General features: G+C 59.7%; 16 protein-coding genes and 1 tRNA gene. 8 read left to right on the plus strand and 9 right to left on the minus strand.

All coding sequences use genetic code 11. The annotated features are described in order from the left end of the window. Positions 1–11 precede the first annotated feature (11 nt). The 3 genes from tatB to MIC97_RS01660 all read left to right on the plus strand — a co-directional run bounded on the left by tatB (position 12) and on the right by MIC97_RS01660 (position 2283). The gene (gene tatB, locus MIC97_RS01650) at positions 12–767 is read left to right on the plus strand and encodes a Sec-independent protein translocase protein TatB (RefSeq protein ID WP_239798598.1); all 756 of its coding nucleotides are present in this window, start codon (positions 12–14) and stop codon (positions 765–767) included. Next, a complete protein-coding gene (gene tatC, locus MIC97_RS01655; RefSeq protein WP_343060781.1) occupies positions 764–1624 on the plus strand; it encodes a twin-arginine translocase subunit TatC in 861 nt (286 codons plus the stop codon). Before tatB ends, tatC begins: the two co-directional genes overlap by 4 nt. Positions 1625–1809: 185 nt before the next feature. Continuing rightward, complete coding sequence (locus tag MIC97_RS01660; RefSeq protein ID WP_239798599.1) at positions 1810–2283, plus strand: DUF892 family protein; 474 nt, start codon at positions 1810–1812, stop codon at positions 2281–2283. A 68-nt stretch (positions 2284–2351) separates the two neighbouring features. On the opposite strand, the gene MIC97_RS01665 is transcribed toward MIC97_RS01660, so the two are convergent. From MIC97_RS01665 to MIC97_RS01675, 3 genes are all read right to left on the minus strand, one after another. Beyond that, a complete protein-coding gene (locus MIC97_RS01665) occupies positions 2352–2594 on the minus strand; it encodes a hypothetical protein (protein ID WP_239798600.1) in 243 nt (80 codons plus the stop codon). A gap of 124 nt (positions 2595–2718) precedes the next feature. Then, complete coding sequence (gene yghX, locus MIC97_RS01670; protein WP_239798601.1) at positions 2719–3606, minus strand: YghX family hydrolase; 888 nt, start codon at positions 3604–3606, stop codon at positions 2719–2721. Between the two features lie 135 nt (positions 3607–3741). After that, on the minus strand, positions 3742–4077 hold the full coding sequence (locus MIC97_RS01675; RefSeq protein WP_239798602.1) for a hypothetical protein: 336 nt from the start codon (positions 4075–4077) through the stop codon (positions 3742–3744). Between the two features lie 236 nt (positions 4078–4313). On the opposite strand from MIC97_RS01675, the gene MIC97_RS01680 reads away from it, so the two are divergent. After that, positions 4314–5078, plus strand: coding sequence for a GGDEF domain-containing protein (locus tag MIC97_RS01680; RefSeq protein ID WP_239801000.1), 765 nt, complete (start codon positions 4314–4316; stop codon positions 5076–5078). Positions 5079–5188: 110 nt separating this feature from the next. Here the strand turns inward: MIC97_RS01680 and MIC97_RS01685 are convergent, their stop codons facing one another. The 3 genes from MIC97_RS01685 to MIC97_RS01695 form a co-directional block, all read right to left on the minus strand. Next, positions 5189–5521, minus strand: coding sequence for a hypothetical protein (locus tag MIC97_RS01685; protein WP_239798603.1), 333 nt, complete (start codon positions 5519–5521; stop codon positions 5189–5191). A gap of 210 nt (positions 5522–5731) precedes the next feature. After that, positions 5732–5806, minus strand: a tRNA-Val gene (locus MIC97_RS01690). 122 nt (positions 5807–5928) lie between these two features. Further along, on the minus strand, positions 5929–6609 hold the full coding sequence (locus tag MIC97_RS01695; RefSeq protein ID WP_239798604.1) for a phosphoglycolate phosphatase: 681 nt from the start codon (positions 6607–6609) through the stop codon (positions 5929–5931). 158 nt (positions 6610–6767) lie between these two features. Between MIC97_RS01695 and rpiA the strand changes: the two genes are divergently transcribed. The 3 genes from rpiA to gor all read left to right on the plus strand — a co-directional run bounded on the left by rpiA (position 6768) and on the right by gor (position 9557). Next, positions 6768–7466, plus strand: coding sequence for a ribose-5-phosphate isomerase RpiA (rpiA, locus tag MIC97_RS01700; RefSeq protein ID WP_239798605.1), 699 nt, complete (start codon positions 6768–6770; stop codon positions 7464–7466). A gap of 22 nt (positions 7467–7488) precedes the next feature. Then, positions 7489–8058, plus strand: a complete 570-nt coding sequence (locus MIC97_RS01705) for a DUF2059 domain-containing protein (RefSeq protein ID WP_239798606.1) — start codon at positions 7489–7491, stop codon at positions 8056–8058. A gap of 107 nt (positions 8059–8165) precedes the next feature. Continuing rightward, entirely contained in the window at positions 8166–9557 is a 1392-nt protein-coding gene (gor, locus tag MIC97_RS01710; protein ID WP_239798607.1) for a glutathione-disulfide reductase, read from the plus strand. Between the two features lie 19 nt (positions 9558–9576). Here the strand turns inward: gor and mgtE are convergent, their stop codons facing one another. Continuing rightward, entirely contained in the window at positions 9577–10941 is a 1365-nt protein-coding gene (gene mgtE / locus MIC97_RS01715; RefSeq protein ID WP_239798608.1) for a magnesium transporter, read from the minus strand. A gap of 203 nt (positions 10942–11144) precedes the next feature. Beyond that, the gene (locus tag MIC97_RS01720; RefSeq protein ID WP_239801001.1) at positions 11145–13037 is read right to left on the minus strand and encodes an ABC transporter ATP-binding protein/permease; all 1893 of its coding nucleotides are present in this window, start codon (positions 13035–13037) and stop codon (positions 11145–11147) included. 555 nt (positions 13038–13592) lie between these two features. Between MIC97_RS01720 and MIC97_RS01725 the strand changes: the two genes are divergently transcribed. Continuing rightward, positions 13593–14969: a 3-deoxy-7-phosphoheptulonate synthase class II gene (locus MIC97_RS01725; RefSeq protein WP_239798609.1), complete on the plus strand. Its 1377-nt coding sequence runs from the start codon at positions 13593–13595 to the stop codon at positions 14967–14969. An 84-nt stretch (positions 14970–15053) separates the two neighbouring features. On the opposite strand, the gene MIC97_RS01730 is transcribed toward MIC97_RS01725, so the two are convergent. Beyond that, on the minus strand, positions 15054–16127 hold the full coding sequence (locus MIC97_RS01730; protein WP_239798610.1) for a GGDEF domain-containing protein: 1074 nt from the start codon (positions 16125–16127) through the stop codon (positions 15054–15056). Between the last annotated feature and the right edge of the window lie 222 nt (positions 16128–16349).

Genomic DNA, 16349 nt, shown 5'->3' on the forward strand with positions numbered 1-16349 from the left:
GTTGAATAGCCATGCTTGATGTCGGCTGGTCTGAGATGCTGGTGATCGCGATCGTGATGATCGTGGTCGTCGGGCCAAAGGATTTGCCCAAGATGCTGCGTACCTTTGGTCGTATGACGACCAAGATGCGCGGCATGGCGAATGATTTTCAGCGGCAGTTCAACGAGGCTATCAAGGAAGCCGAACTTGACGACGTGAAGAAATCCGTCGATTCCCTGCGCAGTCTCAATCCGGCAGCGGAAATCCGTAAGCAGCTGAATCCGTTTGAAAAGGCCGCTGCCGACGTCAGGAGCAGCATCGATGATGCGGGAAAGCTGAAGGCGACGCCTGTTCCTGAGGTCGCGCCGGCGGCAAGTGATGCGCCTTTCCCTGCAATGACAGACGCCTCAGTGCCACCCGAGCAGACCAGTGTTGCCGCCAGGACAGTGAAAACCCCGGCAAAGGCAGCCACGGCGAAGACGTCTGCGGCGAAAGCGGATGGCAAGGCCAGTGTTGCCGCTGCGCCTCCCGCGAAGAAAGTTGCCGCAGCCAAAGCTGTGAAAGCTCCCGCAGCGAAGAAGGCAGCGGCACCAAAAGCTCCGGCGGTAAAGAAGGCAGAAGCACCGAAAGCTCTGGCACCCAAAGCTAAAGCCGCGGCGCCAAAGGCGGCCACGCCCAAACCCGCCAAAACTGATGCTGCGGCACCCAAAACGGCAGAGGCTGTAAAACCGGCAGCCGCCAAACCCCGCACCCGTACTGCAAGCAAGACGACGAGGACGCCCAAGTGAGCGCCAGCGATAAGGATGAGGTCGAGCAGTCGTCTGCGCCTCTCATAGAACATCTGATGGAATTGCGGACCCGGCTGATCTGGTCGATCGGCGGGTTTTTCGTCGCCTTCCTGTTCTGCTTCTTCTTTGCCAAGGCGCTGTTCAACTTTCTGGTCGTCCCGTTCAAATGGGCGACCAGCTGGGCCGGGCTCGATCCGACCAAGGTCGAGCTGATCTATACGGCACCGCAGGAATTCTTCTTCACGCAGATCAAGCTTGCCATGTTTGGCGGCATGGTCATCGCTTTTCCGCTCATTGCCACGCAGATCTACAAGTTCATCGCACCGGGCCTCTATCGTAATGAACGTGCGGCTTTCCTGCCTTTTCTGATCGCGTCGCCGATCCTGTTCCTGATTGGCGCATCGCTGGTCTACTTCTTCTTCACCCCGATGGTGATGTGGTTCTTCCTGACCATGCAGCAGTCCGGCGGCGACGGCGAGGTGCAGATTTCCCTGCTGCCGAAGGTTTCGGAATATCTCAGCCTCATCATGACGCTGATCTTCTCCTTCGGCCTCGTGTTCCAGCTGCCGGTGGTAACCAGCCTGATGGCGCGGGTGGGAATGCTGTCGTCTCAGGCACTGGTCGACAAGCGCAAGTGGGCAATCGTCATCGCGTTCGTGGTGGCGGCGGTGCTCACGCCGCCCGATCCTCTCAGCCAGATCGGTCTCGCCATTCCGACGATCATCCTTTACGAAATCTCGATCATCACGGCCCGCATGATCGAGCGTTCCAAGGCCAAAGAAGAAAGCGCGCGCAAAGCCGAAGACGGCGAGGAAGAAAAGCCGGAAGACAGCCCGCCTGCCGACAATCCGGCCTGATCATCTTGTCCTCGCAGATGAAATCGCCCGCCATCCGCAGCGGGCGATTTTTTATGCGCAAAGGACTGTGCCGGCCTCCATTACGCAGATCCGCAGCCCGCGATTACGCAGGGTCAGTGGAACCTGCAGGTGTTCTCCACATTTCAGATGAGGGCGGGATATCCAGTTCTTAACGAGGACAAGAGATGAAAACGCTGGCCGATCTTTTCGAGCACACGCTCAAGGACATCTACTACGCGGAAAACGCGCTGACCAAGGCTCTTCCCAAGGTTTCCAAGGCGGTGAAAAGCCCCGACCTGAAGAAAGCCGTCGACGGTCACCTGAAAGAGACCAAGGGGCAGATCGAAACCCTGAAGAAGGTTTTCGCGACGATCGACGTGAAAGCCGAAGGTGAAAAATGCGATGCGATCGAGGGCCTTATCAGGGAATGCGAAGGCCTGATGGAAGAGGCATCGGGCAATGCGCTGGATGCGGGCCTGCTGGCCGCTGCGCAGGCCGTCGAACACTACGAGATCGCCAGATATGGCTCGCTGCGGGAATGGGCGAAGGTGCTCGGAAACACCGAGGCGCACAATCTGCTGAGCGAGATTCTCGATCAGGAAAAGGCGGCCAACAACAAGCTCACCAATCTCGCCGTCTCGTCGCTGAACAAGAAGTAGTCAGCGCATTCAAGGCTGGATCCGGTCAGGAGAAGCCACGCCTCAGGCAAGGCGTGGCCGAGGTGCCATTATCGCCAGGACCGGCCTTCGCCGCTTGCACGGCATCCCAGAGGCGGAGCAACATTGCCGAAAGTCGCGTGAAGCCGATCGCAGCCCCATTTGTTGATCGGACCGGGCATGCGGCTGTTGAACTCAATACCGACCTCGTCATACGGCGTTTCGGTATTCGTCACGTAGCTGTACCATCGCCAGCTTACGGCAACGACGACCGCTATGGTGGCGATAAGCACGATCTGTACAAGCTTCTTCATGCGGCGATTCCCAGCTAAGTATCGCCGCCTTTAGCGGAATCGTCTGCTTCCGGTCAAACGCGCCTTGCGCTCCCGGCGTTTATTCCCGTGCATGGCCCGCGCGTCCGCGTTACGCCTTCAGATCCTATGTCAGATAGCGCCTGAACCATTCGATGGTGCGATCCCAGGCAAGCCTGGCCGCAGCCTCATCGTAACGCGGGGTCGAGTCGTTGTGGAAGCCGTGGTTCACCCCGGGATAGATGTAGGCTTCATAGGTCTTGCCGTGTTCCTTCAGTGCGGCCTCATAGGTGGGCCAGCCCTCGTTGATGCCGGTGTCGAGTTCGGCATAGTGGATCAGCAGCGGCGCCTGTATGCGCTCAACGTCTTCGGTTCTTGCCTGACGTCCATAGAAGGGAACGGCGGCAGCCAGTTCCGGATAGGCCACGGCTGCCGCATTGGAAACGCCTCCGCCATAGCAAAAGCCGGTAATGCCGATCCTGTCGGTGGCGAGGTCGCTTTTCATCAGAAATTCTATGGCTGCGAAGAAGTCGTTCATCAGCTTTTCGGGATTGACCTGCCGCTGCAATTCCCGCCCTTTTTCGTCATTCCCGGGATATCCGCCAACGGATGTCAGGCCATCGGGCGCAAGCGCTACGAAGCCTGCCTTCGCGACGCGGCGCGCCACATCCTCGATATAGGGATTGAGCCCCCTGTTCTCGTGCACCACCACGACGCCGCCCACAGGCCCTTCAGCCGCAGCCGGGCGCACCAGATACCCCCTCACTTCGCCATTTCCATTCGGCGAGGGGTAGGTGATGTATTCTGCGATGATGTCCGGATCGGTGAATTCGATCTGTTGCGCCAGCGCATAGTTCGGGCTCAGTGATGCCAGAATGGCTGCGGCGGTCATTCCACCGACGGTGAATTTGGCGGCGCGGTCTAGGAACTCGCGCTTGCTGATCCTGCCGTGTGCGTAATAGTCGTAGAGTTCAAGCAGTTCCTGCGGAAAATCCTTCGCTGTGAGACGGGTCATGACCGGCGCTCCGCGCTGTTGGCGACGCAGGAGTATAGGCAGACTTGCCGCCTGCCGGTGTTCACAAATTCGTTCTCCAGGGGCAGGTGGGACGGCAGCGCATCACATCATGTGCGCCGGCGCGATTGCACCTTCCTAGTCGAGATGCAGCTTGTGCAGGATGCGGTGAACGATCGGTGCGAAGATGATGCTGAAGGAAGCCAGAAAGAAAACGCTGGCGTAAAGGCCGTAAAGACCGATGAAAAGTTTGCCGGAAAAGCTGGTGGGCACTTCAATCAGTCCGAAGCCGCTCAGCATATAGGCAGCATGCAGTATCGCTTCTTCAAGGCCCTTCCCCTCGAAAAACACAAGGCCGATCACGCCGACGCCAATCGAGACTGCCATCAGCGCCAGAACCAGAGCGGCATGGAGCAGCATTCGCGTGGCGAACCTGTGATTTGGCAGATAATCGTCGGTGATCTTTTCATACATCTGGGAGACCGCAACGGTTCTGTCTTTTGTCCGGGTACGATGGCCTGAGAGCCTTGAACCATGGGCGTGAGCGGCACGCAATGGGTCGGGTCAGGGCAGGGGTAGTAAGTCATGCGAAGCCGGACCGTATGTCGCAGCCGCTACAATCAACAGCAATCTTCGTTGGTGTCATCACTTCTCGTGACTATCTGTTGTATCAGGGGCTTGGATTGAATGGTCTGGACATGGTGCTTTCGTTGAGATGGCCATCCCGATATGTGCTGAAGCGTACCGCAGTTACCGCCTTGCTGGCGGCCGCCATATCGATATCCATTTCCTCGGGAATTCGCTATCTGACCGGCTCTGAGGCGGATACGATAACGGTGATCGTCCGCTTTGTGCTGCCTTTCATGATTGCCATTCCATTGGGCATCATCTGGTTCAGCAAGCTGGAAAGCCTGGATATGGCCTATCGAAGCCTGCTGAAACAGGCCAGTGAACTGGCCTATTCCGCCAGCACCGATCCTCTGACCGGCTTGCTCAACAGGCGCAGTTTCGCCGAGCAGTTCGACCTTGCCATGGAGCATGGAATCAGGGGCGGGTTCCTGATCGCAGATGTCGATTATCTCAAGACGATCAACGACGAATACGGGCATCTGACGGGTGACGATGCCATCATCTCGACGGCCTTCGCCCTGAAATCGGCTCTGGGAGAAGGTAGCCTCATCGCACGTATCGGCGGTGACGAATTCTGCGCCTTTATTCCGCTGCGGGATGGCGAAAGCGCTGCTGAGCTGATCGCAAGGATCGAAGGTCTTGCGGGCCGCCAGTTCCGCGAAAGAATCGGAAGGGACGAGCCTGTTCTTTCCATTTCATGCGGTTACGAGGTTTGCCGGCAGGGGCAGACATTCAGGGACATGATCGCCCAGACCGACAGCAATCTTTACCGGAAGAAACGTGCCAGAAAGAATATCGCTCGCATGAGCCGAAAAAAATGGGAAGCGGACAGGGTGATATCCTGACGGATTGATAAGTGGCCAACTCAGGTGGGGAGCACGCTTTTTTTGACGGTTTCGGTTCCCGAGACTTGTATCTCGGCACCTCACCCCATCTTCCGAAAAGCGTTATGATTTCAGGGAGATATGCTCCGGCAGCGCCGCGCTCTTTCGCCGGTCATCTGCTCTCCCTGCTCCTGCAGGCGCCCGATCTTCCGGGTTTGCTTGTTGTGAACTGCGGCCGCGCCCTTTTTCGCGCCCGCCATCCAGAAGGGAGGTTGCCAGCTGTCCACCTTTCCCCGACGAATCGCCGTCGCCGAAATCTCTTTCGAGTTCACGCCGATTGCGTCATCCAGCTCGGTGCAGGAAACCGACTGATAGGCGGAGGGTTTCACGGCCGTGGAACCACAGCCGGCAAGGCTGAGCACCATCACGATGAATGCTGCTGAGGTCGTGTAGCGCGGTTTCATCGGCTGCGCCCCTTCATTCTTGAAGCATCGGTGCCATCTACGTCATCATGGCAATGATACCGGCCAAATCTAAGGCACACTTACAGCGAATGCGCGGAAATCCAATGTCAGACACGCTTATTTCGTATCCGCATCAGTTGTAAGGTTTCTGTTGGATAAACGTTGTCCATTCCTGCGAGCGAATGCTGAGTATCAGCTTCGAAGAAGGAATGGTGGGCGATGTAGGGATTGAACCTACGACCCCACCCGTGTGAAGGGTGTGCTCTCCCGCTGAGCTAATCGCCCGCTCGTTGCCTTGTCGGCCAAGCGCGCCGCGATATAAGGGGCGGTATCCGTTTCTGTCAACCACCCCGGTTGCGACTGTAAGCAAACATTTTTGCGGGGGCCTGCCGCGGTGCGCCGGTCCGTCAGCGTGCAGCGTCCATGAGGCGGCGCGCCATCTCCACGGTGATCTCATCGAAGTGCGAGACGATGACGGAAGGATCGAATTCGCGGACGTGACGGTCGGTGTAGCCGAAATCCACCGCGATCACCGGAATCCCGGCAGCCTTGGCTGTGTCGATATCGGTGCGGGAATCGCCCACCATGATTGCATTGCGCGGATCGCCGCCGGCTTTCAGAATGGTTTCCGTGAGGTGACGCGGATCCGGCTTGCGGAAGGGAAAAGTATCCTGCCCGCAATTGGCTGAAAAATGCCTGCTGAGACCCAGCGCCTCGATCAGAGAAAGGGAGTTCGCTTCATATTTGTTCGTGCAGATCGCCAGCAGGTAACCCTCGGCTTCAAAGCGCTCGATGGTTCCGGTCACACCCGGAAAGGGCTGCGATCTGCCGGGAATATTGGCTGTGTAATGCTCAAGGAAGACCTTCAGCAGCCTGTCCAGCTCTGAGGTCGAAAGCTCCTTGTTCTGCGCGGCGAAGGCGCGCTCGATCATTACGCGGCCGCCATTGCCGACAAACTGTCGGAATGATGGTTCCGATACCGCATCAAGCCTTGCGGTTTCCAGCGTGTGGTTCAGGCTTGCCATCAGATCGGGTGCGGTATCGACCAGAGTTCCGTCGAGGTCGAAGACTATAATCGGTGCGGTCATCTGCTGTTCCTGATTTTATGTGTCAAAAGCTGGTAGCCCGCAGGTCCATGGCTTGCAAGCGCAGCTGCCGGCACGTTCGAAGACGCGCAGACAGGAAGCTTTGACCGCACCGTCAAAAGTGCTAGGAGCCGGCATCGCAAAACATGGCGGGCATTCCAATGGACCAGAAGCAAATGAAGATCGAGGCGGCGCGCGAGGCGCTGGCCCACGTCTCGGACGGGATGAGGCTTGGTATCGGCACCGGCTCCACCGCCGAGGAATTCGTGCGCCTGCTGGCGCAGAAGGTTGCCACGGGACTGAACGTCGTCGGCGTTCCGACGTCGGAGCGGACGGCGGCGCTGTGCCGGGAACTCGGCGTGCCGCTTTCGACGCTGGATGAGACGCCCGAACTCGACCTCACCATCGATGGCGCCGACGAGATTGATTCGGAACTCAGCCTGATCAAGGGCGGCGGCGGAGCGCTCCTGCGTGAGAAGATCGTTGCTGCCGCTTCGGCGCGCATGATCGTCATCGCCGACAAATCGAAGGTGGTCGACACGCTGGGACGCTTTCCACTTCCCATAGAAGTGAACCGTTTCGGCCTGCGTGCCACCGAACTGGCGATCGCCGCAGCTGCCGGCCGGCTTGGGCTTTCCGGCGATATAAATTTGCGGATGACGGATTCGCAGCCATTTGTTACAGACGGCGATCATTTCATCATGGATGCATCTTTTGGCCGCATTCCGGATACAAGAGCGCTATCCGAAGCTTTGCACGCCATTCCGGGCGTAGTGGAGCACGGTCTTTTCATCGGGCTGGCGTCTGCGGCGGTTGTCGCCGGCAGCGACGGCATCGAAACCATACAAGCCGTCCGGTAAAATCAGGGAGCCCTGCCAGATCATGAAATTTCAGAACCGGATTCGTCGCCTCGCGGTCGCATGCACGGCCGCAGCATTGGTGTCCTTCTCTGTGCCGGCTTTCGCGCAGGATGTTTCCGACAGCCATCTGAAGGCTGCCCGCGACGCCGTTACCTCCATCAATGCAACGGACGCCTTCGACGCCATCCTGCCGCAGGCCGCAGCCTCGCTGCAGGCGAGCCTCATCCAGAAGAATCCGGATCTGCAGGAGCTTATCGGTACAACGGTTTCCGCCAAGGCGCTGGCCATGGCATCCCGCCGTGCCGATCTGGAGCGTGAGGCAGCCCTTGCCTATGCGAAGGTTTTTTCTGAAGACGATCTGAAGGCGATTGCCGCATTCTACACCTCGGCTGCCGGCAAGAAGCTGCTTGAAAGCGGCCCGATCGTTTCGCGTGAACTCGTTCGCGCCGCCGAAATCTGGCAGAACGGCATTGCGCGCGATCTGGCGCAGGAAGTCGGTGAGGCCTTGCAGTCAGCGGCAGGTGCGCAGGTGCAGCCGGCAGATGGCACGGAGGCTCCGGCCGAAGGGCAGGCGCCCGCAAGCGGTAACTGATTTTCCGTCTGACTGAATGTCGCATGAAGCCCGGCCTGTGCCGGGCTTTTCTTTTGTGCGGGTGCGTCCTACCTGTAAGCATCACTCCTGCCTGAAGGGTTTTTCACATGGCCGCTTACGACTACGACCTCTTCGTCATCGGTGGAGGTTCAGGCGGTGTGCGCGCCGCGCGTGTCGCTGCGGCCATGGGAAAACGTGTCGCGATCGCGGAAGAGTATCGCTTCGGCGGAACCTGCGTCATCCGCGGATGCGTGCCGAAGAAGCTGTTCGTCTACGCCTCGCAATACAGTGAGCATTTCGAGGACGCCACCGGCTACGGCTGGAACGTTCCGCCAGCCAGCTTCGACTGGAATACGCTGCTGGCCAACAAGGACGGCGAGATCGCCCGGCTGGAAGGCATCTATCGCCGCAATGTCGAAGCCTCGGGTGCAACGATCGTTGATACGCGCGCCGAACTTGTCGATCGTCACACCGTGCGGCTGGTTGCTGATGGCCGAACTGTGAGCGCCGATCAGATTCTCATCGCGACCGGCGGCCGTCCGTCACCGCATCCGGCCCTGAAGGGGCACGAGCACTGCATAACCTCCAACGAGGCATTCCATCTGGAGACGCTGCCGAAATCGGTCATGGTCGGGGGCGGCGGCTACATCGCCGTTGAGTTCGCCAACATCTTCCATGGTCTGGGCGTCGAGACCACCCTGGTCTACCGCGGAATGAAGATCCTCAATCATTTTGATGACGACCTGCGCACCGGGCTTCAGGAAGCGATGACTGACAAGGGAATCGAAATCGTTTGTCGGGCCGTCGCGGAGGAAGTGGTGCGCCGTGACGATGGGCGCCTCGACGTGCGCCTGAGCAACGGCGAGACGCGCACTGTCGATCAGTTCATGCTTGCCATGGGCCGCTCACCCAACACGGAAGGCCTTGGGCTGGAGGCCGTGGGCATCGATACTTCGGTGACGGGCGCGATCGTCGTCGATCCCTATTCGCGCACCAATGTCGAAAACATCTGGGCGATCGGCGACGTGACCGACCGCGTGCAGCTCACCCCGGTAGCGATCCACGAAGCGATGTGCTTTGTCGAAACCGCCTTCAGGGACAATCCCACCGCGCCGGATCACGATCTCATCGCCACGGCCGTTTTCTCGCAGCCGGAAATCGGCACGGTCGGTCTGTCCGAGCATGAGGCGGCGGAAAAATATCCTGAACTGGAAGTCTATCGCGCTTCCTTCAGGCCCATGCGCAACACGCTGTCGGGCCGCAACGAGAAGATGCTGATGAAGCTGATTGTCGATGCCACCTCGCGCAGGGTGGTCGGCGCGCACATCATGGGGCCTGATGCCGGCGAGATGGCGCAACTGCTCGGCATTCCCTTGAAAGCCGGCGTCACCAAGGATGACTTCGACCGCACCATGGCGGTTCACCCGACCGCCGCCGAGGAGCTTGTCACCATGTACAAGCCCACCTACCGGGTGCGCAAAGGCGAGCGGATAGACTGATCCGCCCGCAGGGTTTCGCTTACAGGATGGTTCCGGTCAGGATCAGAGCCGCTACGGTGAAGTAGATGGCAAGGCCCGTCACATCGACCAGCGTTGCCACGAAGGGCGCAGAGGCGCTCGCCGGATCGAAGCCGATACGCTTGAGGATGAAGGGCAGCATCGATCCCGTCAGGGAGCCGAAGGTGACGATGCCCACAAGCGCCAGCCCGATGGTAAGCGCGATGAGGTGCCAGTAGGGGCCGTAGTCGTAAAGTCCCAGATACTGCCACAGAACGATGCGGATCATGCCGACGGCGCCGAGCATCGCGCCGAGCACAAGACCGCTTGGCAGTTCGCGCAGGGCAACCCGCCACCAGTCGCCGAGCGAAAGCTCGCGCAGGGCGAGCGCCCGGATGACCAGCGATGTTGCCTGCGAGCCGGAATTGCCGCCGGAGCTCATGATGAGCGGAATGAACAGGGTCAGCACGATCGCCTTTTCGAGCTCCACCTCATAGTGCTGCATGACGCTGGCCGTCAGCATTTCGCTGAGGAACAGCGCGCACAGCCAGCCGCCGCGCTTCCCGATCATCGAAAGGAAGCCCATCTTCATGTAGGGCTCGTCCAGCGCTTCCATGCCGCCGAGGCGATGCACGTCCTCGGTGTTTTCCTCGATCATCGTGTCCAGAACGTCGTCCACCGTGACGATGCCCAGGATCTTGTCGTCTTCGACCACAGGAACGGCCAGCAGATCGTATTTGCGAATGAGCTGCGCCACCTGTTCGACATCCATCAGCGGCGGCACGGAAACCGGCGTGGTGTCGGCGGCGATCGATACGATGCGGTCTTCGGGCTGGCTGGTGATCAGCTTGCGCAGGCCGAAGGCGCGCAGCAGATGATGCGTGGCAGGGTCGACAACATAGATGGCATAGACCGTCTCGCGGGTACGCTCCACCTGGCGGATGTAGTCCAGCGTGCGCGCCACGGTCCAGTCCGGCGGAACGCTGACATATTCCGTGGTCATGATCGAGCCGGCGCTGCCTTCCGGATAGCCGAGGATAGCCAGCAGCGAATGGCGCAGCGAAGGCGCCATGGCATGCAGCAGCTCCGATCTGGCCGGCTCCGAAAGTTCGCGCAGCACGTCGGCGGCGCGGTCGGCGGACATCTCGGCAAGCAGCCTGCCGGCAAGCGGCCGGGGCAGGGCGGCGATCAGCTCCGATGCGTCTTCAAGCTCGGGCTGGTCGAAGATTTCGACGGCGCGCTCGAACGGAACTGTTGAAAGCAGCTCGGCCGCGAGATCGCGGGGCTCATTGTTCAGCGCTTCGACCATGTCCGCGACATGTCCGTTGGCGAGAACCCGGGCGATTGCGATGGCGTCGCCGCTCATGGCGGGCGAAAAATTGTTCATTTGGCTCACTCCTTGCCGTCGGCCGGAGGCGAGCCCGGAAGGGTCACATCAGACAGACGGCGATTTTATTCGACTGTAACTGTCGCCAGACATGGCGGGGTTGACCTTTCCGATCGCAGGTTTGGTTGAGGGCTGCGAGTGGCCGCAACATAGGAAAGTAAAAGGGCAAGTCAACCGGCAATGAGACAGGAAATCTGGTCCGGTCAACTTTGGCTGCTGGTTCTCAGGCGACGACGCGGAATATGCAGCCAGCCGTCGGCCGCCTGTGGTGGTTGGTTGAGAATTTCGGTGAGTTCGGGCGGCAGGCTGGGGATCAGCGGCTCCTTGGTCGCCACGCCATCGGCAATGGTGAGGACACTGTGATAAAACTCTTCGCCGGAAGCCGACCGCGGCGGCGCCTGTTCGTGCATGACGCTGATGACGGTCACGCCGGGGCAGTTGTCCCGGATGGCCTGATGGAAGGCGATCTTGCTTTCCGGGTCCAGCGCGCCCGTCGCCTCATCTAGGAACAGCAGGCCGGGCTTGTGCAGGATGATGCGGGCAACGACCAGCTTCTGCTTCTGGCCGCCTGACAGCAGCTGGTCCCAGCTTTTGCCCGCGCGGGTTTCATCTGCCAGATGTTCGATGAATTCGCCGAGCCCCGCCTTGTGAAGCGCTGCGGCCACCGTTGCGTCATTGTGGTTTTCAGGCCCCTGCGGCAGGCAGACAAGCTCCTTGAGAGTGACGGGCAGCAGTTTTACTTCCTGCGCGGCATAAAAGCTCGTTACCCCTTCCGGGAAGGCGATCGTGCCGCCGCCGTAAGGCCACAGGCCGTTGAGGGCCTTGATCAGCGATGTTTTTCCGCAGCCGGACTCGCCCTTGAGGAAAGTCCATTCGCCACGCCTGAAGCCAAGCCTGTCGCAGACAAGGAAAGGCTCGCTGCCATGGCCGTGATGGCTGAGGCGCAGGCTGTGGATGGCGAGCCCGAACACAGGGTTCTGGGTCATATAGCGGAATTCGCAGTCGCCGGTGAGGCGATAGAAATTTACCGGCTCCTGCACGCTCTCAATGGCCTGAGCGAGATCGATGACACGACGGCTGTTGGCGCGCAGGGTCGCGATCGCCGGCATGACATGGATGAACCACGAACACTGGCTGATCAGGGAGTTCACCAGTTCCGCGCCGGTGATGTAGCCTTTGAGATCTATGCGGTTGTGAATGAAGGGCAGCAGGCCCGGTCCATAGGCGACGACGCGGGCGCCGACGAAATTATAGATGCGCTCGAAGGAACCGTAGCCGGCATTGATCCAGTTCAGCCGCCCCCAGGTGCGGTCGATCTCGGTGTAGAGGCGCTCATGCATGGTCTTCTGCACCGCTTCGCCATGGGCGGATGCCACATGGAAGCTGCGCCGCAGCAGGGTGGAAAGCTCGCCGCGGTAGCTGCCTTCGGCCTTCTGCATGCGGATCGACAAGCGCTCCAGAAGGCCGCCCAGCCGAACCGCGATCCATGTGTTGACCGGCACATAGGCGGCAACCGCGACCAGCGCGAAGACGAGGCCGCCATATTCACCCAGAAATTCAAAGCCGCGCACCTCGGTAGAGGTTTCAAGCAGCTTCTGACCGACGAAGAAAACCGAACTCGCCACCGCGATGACGCCCATGGCAAGCCCGATGGCGCCGCCGGTCATGCCCTTGATCGATTCCTGTATGCGCTGGTCGATGTTGTCGGGCGCTGTATCGGCCCCGTGCTGGGCGTGGAAATGCGTGTGGTTGGCATCCAGCAGCGCGTCGTTGAACCTGGAGTTGAGCCAGGCGCGCCAGCGGCGATGCAGCGTGGCCGACACGAAGCTCTTGGTGCCGGTGATGCCCGCATCCTTGAACACGACCAGAGCGACGAGAAAGGCCGCATTGCTCAGAAGACTGGCCAGAGGCGCTTCGTTTGTGGGGCTGTGAAAATAGGCGATGGAATTGACCAGCTCGCCCGAAGCCACGGCGAACCATACGCCCACCTTGCTGGAAAATGCGGTTAGGAACGCGACAACGAGGGTAAGGCCCCAGGCTTCCCTCCATCTGTCGGAGAACCAGTAGGCACGCATCAGCCCCCAGAACGACTGCATCCCGGAAACAGGCGTGCGGGAAGCCGGCGTCTTGCCGTCGCCTCTGCTGCCTCCCCGCTGTGCTGTGCCGAACCTGAACACGATACCGATCAAACCTCTCGAATTCTGTTACAGAGAGTAACACTGCTTGATCAGATTCAATGAGTAATGTGTCGTGAACAGCAAAGCTGTAGCGTGAAGTGACATCAGGGCCACAGCACGCAAAACGCGAGAGAGGTAATTTGCATTCAAAAAAATCGATTTAAATCAGTTGGCTATGGTTTTTCCCTGAAACTCTTGCAGGGTTTACGTTTGGTAAACAGATCGCGAGTGGCCGCTATGACGGGGAGGCTGCACATCATGCATTTTCTGCCGGCCTCATGGCTGGGAATCCGTTGAGCCGGCGAATCAGAGACGCTCTTGTGTTCAGGAATGAATGCGCGTGGGGAGGTATGCCGGACGCAGGGTAAATTGCAGGCTGGCACTAAAGTGCCGCTTCATGTATGGAGCGACGTTTCCTATACTATATATGGGAGTAATGGGGCGAGACCCCGGAAATTAAGAGTGGTTGAGACAATGACGAAGTGGTCCCCGAATTCTTGGAGAGCAATGCCGATCCAGCAGGTTCCGGCTTATCCGGACGTCGACGCCCTGCGGGCTGTCGAGGCCCAGCTCGCCAGCTTTCCGCCACTCGTTTTTGCGGGCGAGGCGCGAAAGCTCAAGAAGCAGCTGGCCAGCGTGGCAGCCGGCGAAGCCTTCCTGCTTCAGGGCGGCGACTGCGCCGAAAGCTTCGTGGAACATGGCGCGGACAACATCCGCGACTTCTTCCGCGTTTTCCTCCAGATGTCGGTCGTCCTGACTTTTGCTGCCTCGCAGCCGGTGGTGAAGGTGGGCCGCGTTGCCGGCCAGTTCGCCAAGCCGCGCTCGTCCGACAACGAGACCAAGGGTGAGGTGACGCTGCCGAGCTACCGCGGCGACATCATCAACGGCATCGATTTCGACGCCGCGTCCCGCGTCCCCGATCCGCGCCGTCAGGTCATGGCTTACCGCCAGTCGGCGGCCACGCTCAATCTGCTGCGCGCCTTCGCGCAGGGCGGATATGCCAGCCTTGAGAACGTCCACCGCTGGATGCTGGGCTTCGTGTCCGACAGCCCGCAGGGCGAGAAGTATGAATCGCTCGCGCACCGCATCACCGAGACGATGGACTTCATGAAGGCCGTCGGCATCACCTCGGAAACCAACCATGCTCTGCGCGAAACCGATTTCTACACCAGCCATGAAGCGCTGCTTCTGGGCTACGAGGAAGCGCTGACGCGCGTCGATTCCACGTCCGGCGACTGGTATGCCACCTCCGGTCACATGATCTGGATCGGCGACCGTACCCGTCAGGCGGATCACGCTCACATCGAATATTGCCGGGGCATCAAAAACCCGCTCGGCCTCAAGTGCGGCCCGAGCCTGGAGCCGGACAATCTGCTTGAGCTCATCGACAAGCTGAACCCGGAAAACGAACCCGGCCGCCTCACGCTTATTGCGCGCTTCGGCTCCGACAAGGTGGAAGAGCATCTGCCGAAGCTGGTGCGGGCAGTGAAGGCCGAGGGGCGTTCGGTGGTCTGGTCGTGCGATCCGATGCATGGCAACACCATCACCGCGGCCGGTTACAAGACGCGTCCCTTCGACCGCATCCTCAAGGAGGTCCAGACCTTCTTCGATGTACACCGCGCCGAAGGCACCCATCCGGGCGGCATCCATGTGGAAATGACCGGCAAGAACGTGACGGAGTGCACGGGCGGTGCGCGTGCGATTACCGCCGAGGAGCTTCAGGATCGCTACCACACCCATTGCGATCCGCGCCTCAACGCCGATCAGGCGATCGAGCTTGCTTTCCTGGTGTCCGATCTGCTGCGTGAAAACCGCCCGGCGGAACAGCAGAAGCAGGCCGCATCGGCCTGATCATTCTTGCAGAACAGGAAAAAGGCGCTCCCGGTGAGCGCCTTTTTTATGCCTGCGGCTGCGCATGAAGCGTGAGGGCGATCATCAATCCTTCCGGTAAAGCAGCCATTTGTTGGTGCTTTCGGTGCCGATGTCGGAATGGCGTGTCACGCGATTTCTGCCCGCGACTTTCGAGCGATAGAGCGCCCTGTCTGCCTTGATGTACAATTCATCCGAGGTCGCGGCTTCGGCTGCCATGCAGATGCCCATGGAAACCGTCACCGGGCCGTAGCTCACCCCCGTTACAGGATCGGTGAACCGGGTCTGCTCCACCAGCCTGCGCAGGCGTTCGGCGATCTCGGTGGTGTGATCCTCGCTCGTTCCCTCGACGATGATGGCGAATTCCTCGCCGCCGGTGCGGGCGACGAAGACGCCGCGACGCACGCTGCTCTGGAATATGTCCGCGATGGCGCGGATGATGCGGTCGCCGACCGGGTGGCCGAAACGGTCGTTGATCTTCTTGAAGTCGTCGATGTCGGCAAGGATCAGCGCGTTGAACAATATGTCCTTTTTGGAACTGTAGATACGCGCGATTTCCGTGTCGAACGCACGACGGTTGAGGATTTGCGTGAGCGGATCGGTTTCGGCGAGGCGTTTGTATTCCTCAAGCTTGCACTTCACAGCTTCCAGCTCGTCGGATTTCTCGCTGAGCGTGCTTTCCATTTGCCTGCCACGGTCAATGGTGGAGGTCGTCGCCACCGCCACGGCGCCGACGATCTTCTGGAGCAGTTCCCGCGAAATGGCCGATCTGTTGGCAAGGCCGTCGGATGTTTCGCTGAGGATGCGGCCGTATTTTTCGACCTGCGTGCGTTCGCTGCGCAGAAGCGTGGCGACGTCTTCCAGCTCCCGCGCAAGAACTTCGCGTGCCTGCTCCACGACACCCTGGCCATAGTGATGGGCGCAAAAGCGCTTGCCCACTTCATCTAGCTGCTGCTGGGTGGGGCGATTGCCGAGCGCCACCACGGCCAGCCCCAAGGCAGGGTTGGCGCCGCTGAGCGCTTCATAGAAGATTTCATAGTTGCGCGGCAGTCCGACAACACCCAGACGGCGCATCGTTGCCACCACAGCTCCGGCCAGATCTTTCTGGGGTCTTTCCTGATGCGTTGCTGCGGCCTGCATGAAGATGACTCGTTTGTCCGTTGTTCCGGCGCGCCTGTCAGGCATGCGCCCGATCGGGAGCCTTGATATGCATCAGACAAATGGCGCTGTCCCATGCCCCCAATGCACACCGCACACTGAAATTCTTAGTCGGTGTGCGCTAAATCTTTATTAAAAACCTACAACCTGATGTCCTGAATATGAAGATTTTCAACTTCAGGGATATGGGGTCGCATGGTTCAT

The sequence above is a fragment of the Aquamicrobium sp. NLF2-7 genome (assembly GCF_022359935.1).
In the GTDB taxonomy this organism is placed as follows: Bacteria; Pseudomonadota; Alphaproteobacteria; order Rhizobiales; family Rhizobiaceae; genus Mesorhizobium; species Mesorhizobium lusatiense.